Source organism: Pradoshia sp. TA40_28, assembly GCF_059694525.1.
The window spans coordinates 367,899-383,291 of record NZ_JCATZO010000001.1; the positions used below are offsets into that span (position 1 = coordinate 367,899).

The following is a 15,393-nucleotide window of genomic DNA, read 5'->3' on the forward strand; positions in this document are numbered from 1 at the left end:
TGGGCTATGGCGTGGCTATACCCGGGGAAAGGCCGGTCAAAGGCGGTTGAAAGCCCGGGTAAAGGGACTATGCCCGGGCTATGGCGTGGCTATCCCCGGGTAAAGACCGGTCAAAGGCGTGTGAAAGCCCGGGTAAAGGGACTATGCCCGGGCTATGGAGCGGCTATACCGGGGTAAAGGCCGGTCAAAGCGGGGTGAAAGCCCGGGTAAAGGGACTATGCCCGGGCTATGACCCACCTATACCGGGGTAAAGACCGGTCTAAGACCGGTCAAAGCCGAGGTAAAGGTGTGTCAAAGGCGTGTGAAAACTCCATGAAAGATCCCCTCCAAGCCTCTGTCTTATGCTCCTCACTCCTGTGCGAGGCCCTTCCGCTTTTCGTGAGATCCAGCTGCGGCTCCTAGTCCCTCGAGTCATAAGGATAGCCACTGCGGGATGGGAAAACGCCTCCCTACGTGCCTCTCCTTATGCTTGTCGGGCCTGACCAGTCGCCTCCGCTTTTCTTCCTATAATTCTCTTAATATGGTATAATTGTAGGGTTAAAGTATATGTGCTTGGAGGACTAGATGGGGAATAATTTTAATTTGACTAAGAAGGCAAAAGTTGTGTCGTTTAACCCCACGGGAGAGTTCTATTTTACAAAAGGAATTAAAGCTTTCCAGCGAAGGGAATTATATAGAGCTAAGAAATATATGAACCGTGCGCTACAGTTGGAGCCGGGTGAGCCGATGATTGCTTGCCAGTTGGCTGTGATTTGTACGGAATTAGGTGAATATCAGTATTCGAATGAGCTGCTTGAGAATATTCTTCAGGAGTTGGATCCGTTCATGACGGAGTGCCATTATTTCCTGGCGAATAACTTTGCTCATATGGGTTTATTTAAAGAGGCCTATAAGCATGCTAATGAATATTTAAATAAAGATGAGTTTGGTGAATTCAGTGAGGATGCAGAAGATCTCCTGGATTTAATTACTTTTGAGACGGACGAAACAGAAGAGACCCTGGAGGTTCAGGACGATTTGATGATGCGGCAGGAAGTTGCACGCGAATTGCTAGAAGCGGGTAATTTTGTGAAAGCCGTTGAGAAGATTGAAGAGTTGATTGAACTATATCCGGAGTTTTGGTCGGCCTATAACAACTTGGCATTGGCTTATTTTTATGTCGGTAAAACGGATGAGGCCTTTGCAACGCTTAATCGTGTACTTGAAAAGAACCCTGGTAACTTGCATGCCTTGTGCAATGGAATGGTCTTTCATCATTACCAGATGAATCAGGAAAAACTGGAAGAAGTTTTTGCGGTTCTAAAGAAAGTCCGACCGATTCTAGAGGAACATCGTCTGAAACTAGGAGCGACCTTTGCACTGACCGGTTATTATGAGGAAGCGTACAAGTGGCTTCGTCAACTGCAAAAGAGGGGCTATGAAGGAGACGGTACATTCTATTACTGGCTTAGTAAATCAGCTCATCAGATCGGACAGAAGAGAGTGGCAGAGCAGGCCTGGGCTAAAGTGGTCGAATACAGTCCAGACAAAGAAGGCTTTGAGCCTTGGGGTGAAATGGTCGATGATGTAGATTCCGGATTTGAGGAGCATATGCCTTCCATCATTAACAAGTTGGAAAGTGAGTATGTAGAGGAGAGATTGTTTGGTCTCTTTTTAGCCAATCATTCAGGAGATCTTCAAAAAATCAAAGTCCATGCCTCTTATTTAACTAACAATCGTTTCGGTGCGATGGAGCAAGCCTATAAAAACCATAGTGAACGTTCTGAAAGCCAACCATTTTTTGCGGCAGAAGTTGCTGAAACCTTATACAGGATCTACCAGCCTGTGAAACTGATTGAAGCTGGTCTTTATTTGTTATGGTTTTCTGTATATGCACAGGGGCAAGAAACAGGTGTTTCATTCTCTAACCCCCATGCTTGGTCAGCGGCCATTGATTATGAGTGGCACAAGCTGCGCGGAGAGAAGCAATCGCAAAAAGTAGTGGCTGATCGTTATGGTGTATCCATTTCTACACTTTCCAAGTATGTAAAACTTGTAGCCAATTTGTTGCAATGAGCAAATTTTTGGACTGTAGATGTATAGTTTAATACGATTAGTTCGAGGATAATACTTGAGATGAAATAAATGGATGTAACAGAGGTTACAAGTCCTATAATAGATGTTTGTGATGGAGGAGTGTTTCATAATGTCAGAGGAAAAAATCTATGATGTGATAATTATTGGAGCGGGACCTGCAGGTATGACAGCAGCTGTATATGCTTCCAGAGCTAATCTTTCCACTTTAATGCTGGAAAGAGGAATTCCAGGCGGGCAAATGGCGAATACAGAAGAAGTTGAAAATTACCCTGGATATGAAACTATTTTGGGGCCGGATTTATCAACTAAAATGTTCGAGCATGCGAAGAAATTTGGTGCTGAATATGCATATGGTGAAGTGAAAGAAATTATTGATGGAAAAGAATATAAAACGATTGATGCAGGTTCCAAGCAATATAAAACACGTACCATTATTATTTCTACCGGTGCTGAGTATAAAAAAATCGGTGTACCGGGTGAAAAAGAGCTTAGCGGTCGCGGTGTTTCCTACTGTGCCGTTTGTGATGGAGCTTTCTTTAAAAATAAAGAACTTGTTGTAATCGGTGGAGGAGATTCTGCTGTTGAAGAAGGTGTATACTTAACTCGTTTTGCATCTAAAGTGACGATTGTACACCGCAGAGATGAGCTTCGTGCACAGAAAATTTTACAACAGCGTGCTTTTGAAAATGAGAAAGTAGAATTCATTTGGAATTCTACGTTAAAAACCATTAATGAAAAAGATGGCAAGGTTGGGGGAGTAACGCTTGTGTCCACTGTTGATGGAACTGAGCGTGAGTATCCGGCAGATGGAGTATTCATTTATATTGGAATGCTGCCATTAACGAAGCCATTCCAAAGCATCGGAATTACGAATCAAGCTGGATATATTGAAACGAATGACCGTATGGAAACTAAAATCCCTGGTATTTTTGCAGCTGGAGATGTTCGTGAAAAGAATTTACGACAAATTGTTACAGCAACTGGAGATGGCAGCATAGCGGCTCAATCAGCTCAGCATTATATAGAAGAATTGATGGATCAATTAAAAGCAGAAGCTCAATAAAGATCGACTGGAAGTTGAGTAATAAATTTACATTTAGTCATTATTACTTAACCTGGTTGTAATCAAAGTGCAATACAGTTGGGGTAGAATGAGAGTAAGAAATTGACCCCCTTTTATATACTTTTTTTGGCATAGGTTATTAAAACCTATGCCGCTTTTTTTGTAGAATGTCGAAAAATATAAAGTACAAACCGAAAAATAACGATGATTACCGTACATTGTTCATGCACATCTAAAATAGTATAATAAGGATAAGTCTAATTAATTTGTGCTATTGCAATTGAGGTGAATAGTTTGCAAAGAGTAACCAATTGTATGTTAATGGCAAATGGGCAAGCCCTTATGCTCCAAAAGCCCAGAAGAAACTGGTGGGTTGCGCCCGGAGGCAAAATGGAATCTGGAGAATCGATACATGACTCTGTCATTCGTGAATTCTATGAAGAAACCAATTTGAAAATCGAGCGCCCTGAGTTAAAAGGCATTTTCACCATGGTTAATATCAAAGATGACGAAATCGTTCATGAATGGATGCTGTTTACTTTTCGTGCGTATGCATTTGAAGGAGAAGCTCTTCAGGAGAATGAAGAGGGTATTCTAAAATGGCACCGTTTAAATGATATTTTGACATTGCCGATGGCCGAGGGAGATCGCAAAATATTAGATCATATGATGAATGGACAAGGTATATTAATAGGAACTTTTAAATATACAGAAGATTTTACCTTACTTGATTACAAGCTGGAAAGAAACGGGGAATAAATAATGGAAGAAAAGAAAGTCGAAACTGCAGCATCAGAGAGTCGGCTGGTTATTATTACAGGTATGTCAGGGGCCGGTAAGACGGTTGCGATACAGAGCTTTGAGGATCTGGGTTTCTTTTGTGTGGATAACCTTCCTCCAACGCTTCTTCCTAAATTTCTGGAGCTTATGAATGATTCAGGTAAAAAGATGAATAAAGTAGCCTTAGTGATGGATTTAAGGGGAAGGGAATTCTTTGAACATCTGTTTAAAGCATTGGATGACCTCAATGAATCCTCCAAGTTTGTACCGGAAATCTTATTCCTGGATGCTGATGATTCAGTTTTAGTGAGAAGATATAAGGAAACAAGGCGGACTCATCCGTTGGCTCCGTCAGGGTTGCCACTGGAAGGGATTAAGCTTGAGCGCGATTTGCTGGAAGAATTAAAAGGAAGGGCTCAAACAATTTATAATACATCAAACTATAAGCCGAGAGAGCTGCGCGATAAAATTGCTAAGCAATTTTCTGTTAACCAACGGGTGGAATTCACCATCAATGTAATGTCATTTGGCTTTAAACATGGCATTCCTATTGATGCGGATTTAGTTTTTGATGTGAGATTCCTTCCAAATCCTTTTTATATAGAAGCTATGCGGCCGCAAACAGGGCTGGATGAAGAGGTATCCTCCTACGTATTGAAATGGAGTGAAACCCAGAAATTCATTGAAAAATGGGTGGATTTATTGGATTATATGATTCCTCAATATAAAAGAGAGGGAAAATCCCAATTAATTATCGCAGTCGGATGTACGGGAGGGCAGCATCGTTCTGTAACATTGGCTGAATATTTGATTAATCGATATAAAAATGAGTACCACACTAGTGTAACGCATCGTGATATTGATAAAAGGAAGGTACGTACAGATGACATCCAAATCAGCACAACCTAGGGTAGTCATCATAGGTGGAGGTTCTGGTCTTCCGGTTCTGCTAAGAGGGCTTAAAGTATATCCGCTTGATATTACCGCCATCGTGACGGTGGCTGATGACGGCGGTAGTTCCGGCAGGCTGAGAGAGGAACTTCATATTCCGCCGCCAGGTGATATCCGCAATGTTTTGGCAGCCATGTCTGATGTTGAACCATTGATTGAACAAATGTTTCAGCATCGATTCACGGGCTCTGAACAATTATCGGGTCATGCGCTTGGGAATTTGATTCTTGCAGCGATGACTTCTATTACTGGTGACTTTGTACATGCTATACAAGAGATGAGCAAGGTTCTGAATGTAAAAGGACAGGTGTTACCTTCGGCGAACCAAAGTGTCATCTTGCATGCAGAACTTGAGGATGGAACAATTGTTTCCGGGGAATCAAAAATTCCATACTCCGGAAAACGAATCAAGCGGGTATTTGTCAGTCCTGAGTATATTCAGCCGCCTAAGGAAACGATTCAAGCGATCAGGCAGGCAGATTTAATTTTGATGGGACCAGGAAGCCTTTATACAAGTATATTGCCTAATTTGGTTGTGCCAACGATTGCCTCTGAGATTGCAAATTCAAAGGCATCTAAAGTTTATATCTGTAACTTGATGACTCAGGCAGGGGAAACCTTGAATTATACGGCAAGTGATCATATGAGAGTCCTCAACGAGCATTTAGGTGAATCTTGTATTGATACCATTTTAGTCAATAAAGAGGATATCCCTGCGCATCTAAAATTAAAATATAAAGAAGAATATGCCCAGCCGGTTATCTTTGATATAAATAGACTGGAACAAATGGGATTACACGTGATTAAGGATAATATTGTAACGATCCAAAATAACCGAGTCAGACATGATACGGTCGTCGTGGCATCCATTATCTACAATTTATTGAAAGAAAAAGGTATTCAGGCAGTTAATATGAATAAATAACATGCAAGTTGTAAAGGGATTGAGGTGTAAAAAGGGATGTCGTTTGCGTCGGAAACAAAAAAAGAGCTAACGAATTTAGAAGTTAAAGATTGCTGCGCACGATCAGAGTTATCTGCGCTAATCCGGATGAACGGATCCTTATCCTTTTCCAATCGTCATCTTATTGTGGATGTTCAAACAGAAAATGCAGCTATTGCCCGGAGAATCTATACGTTACTAAAGAAGCTTTATAGCCTCCAGGTTGAATTGCTCGTTCGTAAAAAGATGAAACTGAAAAAGAACAATGTCTATATTGTACGATTTTCTGAGAAAGCGAAGGAAGTACTTACGGATTTGAATATCATCGAAAATGGCTTCAACATTGTTCATGATATATCGGAGGAGCTTATTCATAAGAAATGTTGTAAACGTTCCTATTTACGTGGCGCATTTCTTGCAGGTGGATCTGTTAATAATCCAGAAACATCCTCCTATCATTTGGAAATATCGTCTTTATATAAAGAGCATAATGATTCTTTGTGTGAGTTAATGAACTCATTCGGATTAAAAAGCAAAACGCTTGAAAGAAAAAAGGGATTTATCACCTATCTGAAGGAAGCAGAGAAAATATCTGAATTCCTGAATATTATTGGAGGGCATAATGCACTCTTGAAATTTGAGGATATTCGTATTGTAAGAGATATGCGAAATTCTGTTAATCGGCTTGTTAATTGTGAAACCGCGAACTTGAATAAAACAATCAGTGCATCTTTGCGCCAGGTTGAAAATATACGATATATAGAAAATACGGTAGGTCTTGATATTTTGCCTGATAAATTACGTGAAATTGCGAGGCTCCGGGTCGAATATCAGGATGTAACCTTAAAAGAACTCGGAGAAATGGTCTCCAGTGATAAAATAAGTAAATCAGGTATTAATCATCGTCTTCGCAAAATTGATGAAATCGCAGAAAGACTGCGAGCCGGTGAATCTAAATAAGTGTTTTATTTTAATATAAATAACTTAATATGGGGAGGAAATGGTTGTGGTTGAAAAAGAAGTAACTGTCCAGTTAAAAACAGGTTTACAGGCACGTCCGGCTGCCCAGTTTGTTCAAGAGGCAAATCGTTTTTCATCTGATATCTATATCATTGATGCAGAAAAAAAGGTCAATGTAAAAAGTATTATGGGGTTAATGAGCTTGGCAATCAATTCGGGCAAGACAGTAACCCTATCAGCAGATGGCCAAGATGAAGAAGAGGCAGTACAGGTTTTAGAAGCATTCATGACAGACACAAATTAATCATACATCCAAAAACCGAACCATGATTCTCAATAGAAAAGAGACGGCACTTTTATAAGCCGTCTCTTTTTTGTGTTTATTTACTTATTACAATTTTGCCAACAGTACGATCCTTACTTTGTCCCGTCAACTTGATTTTCACGCCAAATTCAGGAATGTTGCGGCCTGCATCCGGTTTGCCCGGGTTTGAATAATCCCTGCTGTCATCGAATACTGTATATGGCTTCGTATCGTAATCGGCCAATGTTAACCCACTTATGCTCTTATAATCCAGATACATTTTATCTGTTTTATCTAATCTAAATGCAGCATCATGAATTTGATATCGAGTTGCAGCTAAGGATTTGTCACTCCATTTTAATGTTCCTTGGTCAGCATCGACTACTCCCAGGAAGCCTTCGCCTGGGTGACTGCCTGTCCAGTTATCTGAATAGCTGTCATCCACATACCAAACGACTAATCCACCATCATATTTCATTAGACTGGCTCCGCGTTTGATATGAGCAAGTCCCAAATCAACTCCCTGATGATTTCGCCATTCTGCCAAATAGTATTGATCGCTTGTGTAAAAGCCTTCATTCTTTGTGAAGCCATCCAATGTAAAGGCTGAGGTTGAAGTATCTGCATTATCTTTTACAAGTTCCTGACCATCTGCAGTAACCGTGATATCGTCTACATAAAAGCCTTGTTCAATAGCAGCTACATCCGTCCAGTAATTAAAGCGTAATTCGATTTTCTTGCCGGCATAGGCAGTTAAATCAAATGTACCATCCACCCAGCCGTTAGATTCCCCGGTTATCCCATTACCAGGATTTTGTTTGTTAGGATTGGTAGTAGTGGTTAAATTACCTTGTATTCCTGTCCAATTTGTTTGCCCCTGTTCACGTACTTGAACAGACGCATAGTCCCAATCTTGTTCAATTTGGTACCATGTCTTGAAAGATAATTGGGCGGATGACTTATTTGTTAGATCAAGAGAAGTAACCAAAGAGTTATTTAGGTTATTACCTTTTCCGCTATGATATTCATACTTCCCGCTATAAGGAGTATTTACTGTGGTTTTCTTTTGTGGCAAATTAACTTTAAGCGCATCCAGATTTCTTCCCTTTGTATTGGCTTGGTCGAGAAGGAATTCAGATCCTCGTCTAGTCAGATCATCCACATCAACCTCTTCATAATTCAGCCAGTTTCCTCCAAGGCTGTTTTGGAGAGATTCTTTAGCGTATGGGCTAAAACCAGTTGGTTCTCCTCCGGGAACTTTACCTGCCCAGCTGCCGCTAGCCATGATTGACCAATAGCCAATGGCTTCACCGGAACCAGAGTATTGTGTATCATATTCATCTGGCAGGCCTAAATCATGGCCATATTCATGGGCGAATACTCCGGCAGCCCCATCAATTGGTTGAACTGTGTAATCGTAAGCTGACATTTGTCCATTACCAATTGGGAATACCGCACCCAAATTCGAACGATGGGACCAGATTGCATCTCCACCTAGTGTACCGCCGCCCGCTTCTTCACCTACAGCAGAGTGGACAATCATTAAATGGTCGACTAAACCATCTGGTTCACGTTTATTGCCGTCCCCATCCAAATCGTAGCGATCTTCCTGGTCATATTCAGTAAGGTCAATATTTGGATCGCTTCCTGCTGCTTCAAGTGCTTCCTTTACAAGGCTACGTGCATCCTTGTCATTTCCATCAGGAGTGGGATAATTACCGCCATACTCAGCGGCAGGTTTTTTAGCCTTATACCAACCTGCTACTTCACCTTCTACCGTATAGCTGCCGCCTGATTGCTGCTCATAATATTGCTTCATGGAAACTAGGGTTTCGCCATTAGGACCTTTATATCCTTTTTTGCCAAAAACCATTTGTTGATAATGATCCTTCGTATAGTCTTTATAGTACATATCGGTATCTTCTGGTCTAACATTGTCACCATTATAATCAGGGAATTCAATCATTAGGACTAAAACTTTATCTTTTACTACAGAGCCTCTATATTTCTCTTCTTTAACGGGTTGAACAACCTTATCGTTAGGATTGGTGCCTTTACCCGGTTTTTTACCTTTTTTCTTTTTGTTCCACTTCTTCTGTAACTCTTTCATTTGCTTATCGAATTTTTTTGATGAGTCCTTTTTAGCATTTTCTTCTTTTTTCTTTAAGTACTTTTTCAACTGTGCCTGTGCTTCTTTATCCGTTGCATTTTTCTTGATGGTACCTTCCTTTTTAAGCATTTTAATTAATCGTTCTTCATTAGCAATACTTAAATCAAAAGAGCTTCCTGTATAGGTAACTGAATGATTTTGATTGGCGTCAATTGCATGTTTACTTGTTGTCGAAATTTGGTGGGCAGAAGTGGCTGGTGCAAAGGCACTGAATGTTAAAGCAGCAGCAAAGGCTGATGCCAAAATTGATTTTCCCCTCAAATGGTTTCCTCCTCATAATTTTAGTTAACATTCTATATATTCTGAATATTTTATAAAAAACCTCTTTAATAATTAAAAATGGTAGAATAGAAGGAGGTTGGGGAAAGGGAAGTGGGTAATTTGGCATAAAAAAACCACCCTTTTGAAAGAGTGGCTTCGTCTTATGATTATCTATCTTCTGTCAAACTTCTAGCTAATTCTTTTGGTTTCTTGTTTTTCATCAGGATTGGATAGAGAACAAGTCCAAGGACAAATAATCCGATTCCGAGAGAGAAAGTTTTCAAATCTGCTGTACCAGTTTTAATAACCCATATTGTATAAACAAGAGCCAAAGTAGAAATGATGCCATCTACAATCCGAGATCTTTTCATCCCAATGTAGGTTTCCCCGGTGAAAATTAATTTTAGTTGATAAACTACACTAACAAAATACGGGATCAGATACGCTAATGTAGCAACGACCATTGCAAAATCGTAGGCTTCCATAATTGTCCCTGATATAGTGGAAAATAGAAAGAATTGAGTTAAAAGATTCGTAATTGTCAATGAGTTGACTGGGCTTCCCTTTTTATTGGTTTTACCGAAAAAGGCTGGGAATAGATTCGATTTAGCAGCCTGATAGGGAACTTCAGAGCTAACTACAATCCATCCGACCGTTGAACCAAATAATGAAATCAATGCTAGGAAACCTAGGATATAAGCGCCACTTGAACCAATTGCCGCCTGAAGAGCATCAACAAGTGGTTTTTGTGATTGTAGCAATTCTTCTTGTGATAGTGCCCCCATTGTTAACAGTGTTATACCAATATAAATGGCAATAGCGATAATCAGGCCAGTAATGGTTGCTTTTTTAACATCCGCCTGAGACTTTGCCCGATTCGATAACATAACAGCTGCTTCAACTCCGATAAAGGCCCAAAGAGTGGCAATGGCTGCATTATTGATTTGTCCACCTAATGAATAGGACGTGCCGGAAGCATCTATAAAATCTTTACCGTTCATCAAATTAGCAGAATCGAAGATAAATATTGTTACGACAATAAAGAGGGCAAATCCGAGTACTTTTGCGATGGTTGCCATCAAATTCATTTTTCCTGCACTATCGAAGCTTTTGCATAAAATAAAGTGAATTCCCCATAGCATAACTGTACAAACAGCAAAATTTAAAAATTTGCCTAGTTCCAGATCAAAATTGCCGCTTGAAAATAGGATGTACTGGCTCTGCATGATTGGGAAGAAAGTAGATAAATATCCGGCGAAAGAAATGATAACTGATGCCGTGGCAGCCCAGTTAGCAGCCCAATACCCCCAGGCAATACTGTAACCAGCAATTTTACCTTTCTTAGGTGAGCTAAACATAGCTTGTGCATAGCTTTGTGGTCCTGTTTTTAATTCGGGTTTTCTTACAGCCAAGTTTCCAAATACAAGAGCAATCATTAAGACCCCTGCTCCTGTTAAGATCCATGCCATAGTGGCTCCAATAGGACTTGAAACACCAGCCAGGTTCGCCGGCAGCATAAATATTCCTCCACCGACCATGTTGCCTACTACAAACATGGTTAAGATCCAAAATCCCCATTTTTTATTATTCATGATGAATGACTCCTTTGTTTTCAAGATAGGATAAACCATGCAAACCGTTGAAAAAACAGGATCCTGTTATAAACCTATACCCAATTTATCTATATTGTATGAAGGGTAGCTAATCGGTTGCTGGTCATGCATACACAGTTCGGATCACCTATATAAGCTCTTATCTAATTAATTTAATGACATTATCTTAACATCAAACCTTTACTTTGGTAAAGTGATAAACAATTAGAGAACTAAAATAAATACACGACTTTGAATGGAAATAAAAGGGTGAAAGAATTCGTTTCTCTTCATAGACAAAGAAAAAGTATGATAGCTAATCTTTTAGGGCAAATAAAAAAGCTGCCGATTAGATCGACAGCTCTTCGGGTTATGATTATTTTTTGTTTTCTTCAGTTACATTGCGAGTGATGATTTTATCAACTAAACCATACTCAAGGGCACGCTCAGCTGTCATAAAGTTATCACGCTCTGTATCGCGGGCGATGGTTTCAAGATCTTGGCCAGTACGTTCAGCTAAGATTTTATTTAAGCGTTCACGCATAAAGAGAATGCGTTTTGCAGCAATTTCAATCTCAGTTGCTTGTCCTTGTGCTCCACCAAGAGGTTGGTGAATCATGACTTCGCTGTTTGGTAAGGCAAAACGTTTACCTTTTTCACCTGCTGCAAGAAGGAAGGCGCCCATGGATGCAGCCATTCCGATACAAATAGTTGAAACTTTTGGCTTGATGTATTGCATTGTATCGTAGATTGCCATACCTGCTGTAATACTTCCACCTGGGCTGTTGATATAAAGATAAATATCTTTCTCAGGATTTTCAGTTTCAAGGAATAATAATTGAGCAACGATGGAGTTTGCAACATTGTCGTCAATAGCACTTCCAAGCATAATGATACGATCCTTTAACAAACGGGAATAAATGTCGTATGCGCGCTCCCCACGATTTGTTTGTTCAATAACTGTAGGAATTAAATTCATTTATTTCTCCTCCTTATATGTAAAAAAAATAATTAACACATTTAGCTTTGACTTTATCATACACTTTATGGTCAATAAAGGTCAAACAAAAGACGCTTACATTTACTATATGTTTTTTCGCCATGGCTGATGTCTCATTTATAGGGGTTAAGGACACAGTTTGAATGAAGAACAGCAGTTGATTGATTTATGTATAGAAGTAAAATAATCCCTGATATCCATCTTACCCAACATAAAGGCTTGTAAACCTAAGGAATAGTTCTTGCAAAAAGACTTTCCCTTCCTTATAATATAAATTTGTAGGCTAACATTTGCCCTCGTAGTTTAATGGATAGAACATAAGATTCCGGTTCTTACGATGGGGGTTCGATTCCCTCCGAGGGCGTATATAATTACTAGATAAGAAGTCCCTATGCTCGAGAAGAAGTCAGCATAGGGACTTTTTTTATTGTTTAACTCAAATCTGCTGTTGTTTCTTCAATAATTTGCAAAAACCCCTCTTTTTTCTTGCTCTGAGACTTTCTGTTTACTACTATTAATATAAGTGGATTGTAGAGTTTTTTGAAGGTGGGATACGACAAATAAAAGCAGAGCAGGATCAGTCTATTGCAAAGCAGCTGCTACAATCTTTTGGGATATTTATCTCAAGAAGGACAATCGCAATATATCTCAATCAGCTTCCTATTCCGTCCTCCTCAAAACGAAAACGTTATGAGCTTTAGTGAATAAATTAATTTAATAGGTAGATACTAGAAGGAGCAGGGGGAAGAAAAGTGAGTGTACCAATCATTCATTTCTATACAAAAAAGAATTGCCCGTTATGTGAAGAGGCAAAGGATCTTTTAAAGCTCCTGCAGAGAGAAATAACGTTTACTCTTCTGGAAGTCGATATCTATTCCAATGATAAGTTATTGGAACAATATGGGCTTATGATCCCTGTAGTCGAGATAAATGGTCAAGTTATTCAATACGGTCATGTAAATCTAGATGAGATTCGTTGCTATTTAACGTGATGTTCACATTTACATTCTTGCAACTATTCGAAACTCCTGATAGAATGGAATTACATCAGGAGCTATTTTTTTACATAATCAGGGACACCAAATGTCTCGCTAGGACATAAAATGACCAATGTATATTAAAGGAGTTTGAAGGGTATGGATGGAATGCTCCATTTACAGAAGAAATTAATTCCGGATATATTTGAGGTCATGCAAAAAAGATACAACATCCTAAGGACTATTCGCACCTTACAACCGGTTGGCAGACGCAGTTTATCGCTGACGCTAAACATCACAGAGCGTACTTTGCGCAGCGAGGTAGAATTTTTGAAAGATCAAAAACTTATCCTTATTGCAAGCTCAGGAATGACGGTTACAAAAGAAGGTGAAGAGATTCTGGATCATCTTGGTGGTGTAATAAGGCAATTATCGGGTATAGATGATATGGAGCGCCTTTTACAGGAAAAGCTTAATTTAGAGAAAATCATCATCGTTAACGGTGATAGCGATCACTCCCCGTGGGTTATAGATGAACTTGGACGTGCAGGTGCATCGCGTATGAAAAGTCTTCTAACGGGTAAAAATATCATTGCTGTGACAGGTGGAACAACAATGGCTGCAATAGGCAGAATGTTGCCGAGTGTATCCGAACTTCCTAATGTGGATGATATTTTGTTTGTACCAGCGAGAGGTGGTCTTGGTAAAGGTGTGCAGTATCAAGCCAACACAGTATGTGAACAAATGGCTGAAAAGATGCATTCACGATATCGTGTCCTGTATGTACCGGACAATCTTAGCGAAACAGCGTACAATACGCTAACCAGTGAACCTGCTATACATGAAGTATTGGAACTGTTGGAATCAGCCAATATTGTTCTTCATGGTATAGGAGAGGCCAAAACAATGGCCGAAAGAAGGAAATCATCCGATGATAGTCTCCAGGAATTAACAAATAAAAAAGCAATTGGAGAAGCATTTGGATATTATTACGATGAAAATGGCAACATAATACAGAAAGTCCATACAATCGGCCTTCAATTAGATGATCTGGTTAATGCGGAACATGTTATCGCGGTTGCCGGAGGAGCCTCAAAAGCAAAGGCGATAAAAGCCTATATTAAAATGGCACCTAAAAAACCGATTTTAATTACGGATGAAGGTGCAGCAATTCAGTTACTTAAGGGATAACACCCTTTTGAATATAATTTAAAATCTATTTCTAAGATTCCAAAAGGAGGAACCTTCTAATGGCAGTAAAATTAGGTATTAATGGTTTTGGTAGAATTGGACGTATCGTATTCCGTGCGGCGTTAAATAATCCGGAAGTAGAAGTTGTAGCAGTTAACGATTTAACTGATGCAAAAATGCTTGCGCATCTTTTAAAATATGATTCAGTTCATGGAACTTTAGATCAAGATGTAACAGTTGACGGAGACTACTTAGTAGTTGCTGGACAACGTGTAAAAGTTCTTGCTGAAAGAGATCCAGCTCAACTTGGTTGGGGAGATCTTGGAGTAGATATCGTTGTAGAATCTACTGGACGTTTCACTAAACGCGCAGATGCTGCAAAACACCTTGAAGCTGGCGCTAAAAAAGTTATCATTTCTGCACCTGCATCTGATGAAGATATCACAATCGTTATGGGTGTTAACGAAGATAAATATGACGCAGCTAACCATGATGTAATTTCTAATGCATCTTGTACTACAAACTGCTTGGCTCCATTTGCAAAAGTATTGAACGATAACTTCGGTATCAAACGCGGAATGATGACTACAATTCATTCTTACACAAATGACCAACAAATCTTAGACTTGCCACACAAAGACTACCGTCGTGCTCGTGCTGCTGCTGAAAGCATGATCCCTACAACTACTGGTGCTGCTAAAGCTGTTGCTCTAGTATTACCTGAATTGAAAGGTAAATTGAACGGTATGGCTATGCGTGTGCCAACTCCAAACGTTTCTGTTGTTGACCTTGTTGCTGAATTAGAAAAAGAAGCAACTGCAGAAGAAATCAATGCAGCATTGAAAGCAGCTGCTGAAGGTGAATTAAAAGGAATTCTTGAGTACAGCGAACTTCCATTAGTATCTCGTGACTACAATGGAACTACTCAATCTTCTACTATTGATGCTCTTTCTACAATGGTTATGGAAGGCAACATGGTTAAAGTACTTTCTTGGTACGATAACGAAACTGGTTACTCCAACCGTGTAGTTGATCTTGCAGCTTACATTGCTAAAAAAGGTCTTTAATTCTTTAGTAGTGAGAAACTGATTTTAACGGTATAATGAATGTGTTTCAGGGGGAGAG

The 15,393-nt window shown here is 39.7% G+C and carries 15 protein-coding genes and 1 tRNA gene; 13 read left to right on the forward strand and 3 right to left on the reverse strand.

Translation table 11 applies throughout. The features are described 5' to 3' along the window. The first annotated feature begins 6 nt into the window (after nucleotides 1–6). From AC58NB_RS01670 to AC58NB_RS01705, 8 genes are all read left to right on the forward strand, one after another. Nucleotides 7–177, forward strand: coding sequence for a hypothetical protein (locus AC58NB_RS01670; RefSeq protein WP_497425067.1), 171 nt, complete (start codon nucleotides 7–9; stop codon nucleotides 175–177). A 387-nt stretch (nucleotides 178–564) separates the two neighbouring features. Next, entirely contained in the window at nucleotides 565–2,055 is a 1,491-nt protein-coding gene (locus AC58NB_RS01675) for a tetratricopeptide repeat protein (RefSeq protein WP_497425068.1), read from the forward strand. Nucleotides 2,056–2,185: 130 nt separating this feature from the next. Then, nucleotides 2,186–3,139: a thioredoxin-disulfide reductase gene (gene trxB / locus AC58NB_RS01680; RefSeq protein WP_497425069.1), complete on the forward strand. Its 954-nt coding sequence runs from the start codon at nucleotides 2,186–2,188 to the stop codon at nucleotides 3,137–3,139. 294 nt (nucleotides 3,140–3,433) lie between these two features. After that, nucleotides 3,434–3,898 carry an 8-oxo-dGTP diphosphatase gene (locus AC58NB_RS01685; RefSeq protein WP_497425070.1) on the forward strand — a complete coding sequence of 155 codons (465 nt, stop codon included), beginning with the start codon at nucleotides 3,434–3,436 and terminating at the stop codon, nucleotides 3,896–3,898. 3 nt (nucleotides 3,899–3,901) lie between these two features. Then, nucleotides 3,902–4,828 (forward strand): RNase adapter RapZ, encoded by a 927-nt coding sequence (gene rapZ / locus AC58NB_RS01690; protein WP_497425071.1) that lies wholly within the window; start codon nucleotides 3,902–3,904, stop codon nucleotides 4,826–4,828. Continuing rightward, nucleotides 4,803–5,795, forward strand: a complete 993-nt coding sequence (locus AC58NB_RS01695; protein ID WP_497425072.1) for a gluconeogenesis factor YvcK family protein — start codon at nucleotides 4,803–4,805, stop codon at nucleotides 5,793–5,795. The genes rapZ and AC58NB_RS01695 overlap by 26 nt, the downstream gene beginning before the upstream one ends. 36 nt (nucleotides 5,796–5,831) lie before the next feature. Continuing rightward, nucleotides 5,832–6,773, forward strand: coding sequence for a DNA-binding protein WhiA (whiA, locus tag AC58NB_RS01700; protein WP_497425073.1), 942 nt, complete (start codon nucleotides 5,832–5,834; stop codon nucleotides 6,771–6,773). 46 nt (nucleotides 6,774–6,819) lie between these two features. Further along, complete coding sequence (locus AC58NB_RS01705; RefSeq protein ID WP_497425074.1) at nucleotides 6,820–7,077, forward strand: HPr family phosphocarrier protein; 258 nt, start codon at nucleotides 6,820–6,822, stop codon at nucleotides 7,075–7,077. 76 nt (nucleotides 7,078–7,153) lie between these two features. Here AC58NB_RS01705 and AC58NB_RS01710 read toward each other — a convergent pair whose 3' ends face one another. The 3 genes from AC58NB_RS01710 to clpP all read right to left on the reverse strand — a co-directional run bounded on the left by AC58NB_RS01710 (nucleotide 7,154) and on the right by clpP (nucleotide 12,079). Next, the gene (locus tag AC58NB_RS01710) at nucleotides 7,154–9,508 is read right to left on the reverse strand and encodes an immune inhibitor A domain-containing protein (RefSeq protein WP_497425075.1); all 2,355 of its coding nucleotides are present in this window, start codon (nucleotides 9,506–9,508) and stop codon (nucleotides 7,154–7,156) included. A gap of 167 nt (nucleotides 9,509–9,675) precedes the next feature. After that, on the reverse strand, nucleotides 9,676–11,100 hold the full coding sequence (locus AC58NB_RS01715) for an amino acid permease (RefSeq protein WP_497425076.1): 1,425 nt from the start codon (nucleotides 11,098–11,100) through the stop codon (nucleotides 9,676–9,678). A 376-nt stretch (nucleotides 11,101–11,476) separates the two neighbouring features. Continuing rightward, complete coding sequence (clpP, locus tag AC58NB_RS01720; RefSeq protein ID WP_497425077.1) at nucleotides 11,477–12,079, reverse strand: ATP-dependent Clp endopeptidase proteolytic subunit ClpP; 603 nt, start codon at nucleotides 12,077–12,079, stop codon at nucleotides 11,477–11,479. Nucleotides 12,080–12,392: 313 nt separating this feature from the next. Here clpP and AC58NB_RS01725 point away from each other — a divergent pair. The 5 genes from AC58NB_RS01725 (at nucleotide 12,393) to gap (ending at nucleotide 15,335) form a co-directional block, all read left to right on the forward strand. Then, nucleotides 12,393–12,464 (forward strand) — tRNA-Arg (locus tag AC58NB_RS01725). Nucleotides 12,465–12,684: 220 nt separating this feature from the next. Then, on the forward strand, nucleotides 12,685–12,801 hold the full coding sequence (locus tag AC58NB_RS01730; protein ID WP_497425152.1) for an RNA polymerase factor sigma-54: 117 nt from the start codon (nucleotides 12,685–12,687) through the stop codon (nucleotides 12,799–12,801). Between the two features lie 51 nt (nucleotides 12,802–12,852). Then, nucleotides 12,853–13,092, forward strand: coding sequence for a glutaredoxin family protein (locus tag AC58NB_RS01735; protein ID WP_497425078.1), 240 nt, complete (start codon nucleotides 12,853–12,855; stop codon nucleotides 13,090–13,092). A gap of 144 nt (nucleotides 13,093–13,236) precedes the next feature. Next, nucleotides 13,237–14,268 carry a sugar-binding transcriptional regulator gene (locus AC58NB_RS01740; RefSeq protein WP_497425079.1) on the forward strand — a complete coding sequence of 344 codons (1,032 nt, stop codon included), beginning with the start codon at nucleotides 13,237–13,239 and terminating at the stop codon, nucleotides 14,266–14,268. A 59-nt stretch (nucleotides 14,269–14,327) separates the two neighbouring features. Beyond that, the gene (gap, locus tag AC58NB_RS01745) at nucleotides 14,328–15,335 is read left to right on the forward strand and encodes a type I glyceraldehyde-3-phosphate dehydrogenase (protein ID WP_497425080.1); all 1,008 of its coding nucleotides are present in this window, start codon (nucleotides 14,328–14,330) and stop codon (nucleotides 15,333–15,335) included. Nucleotides 15,336–15,393 lie beyond the last annotated feature (58 nt).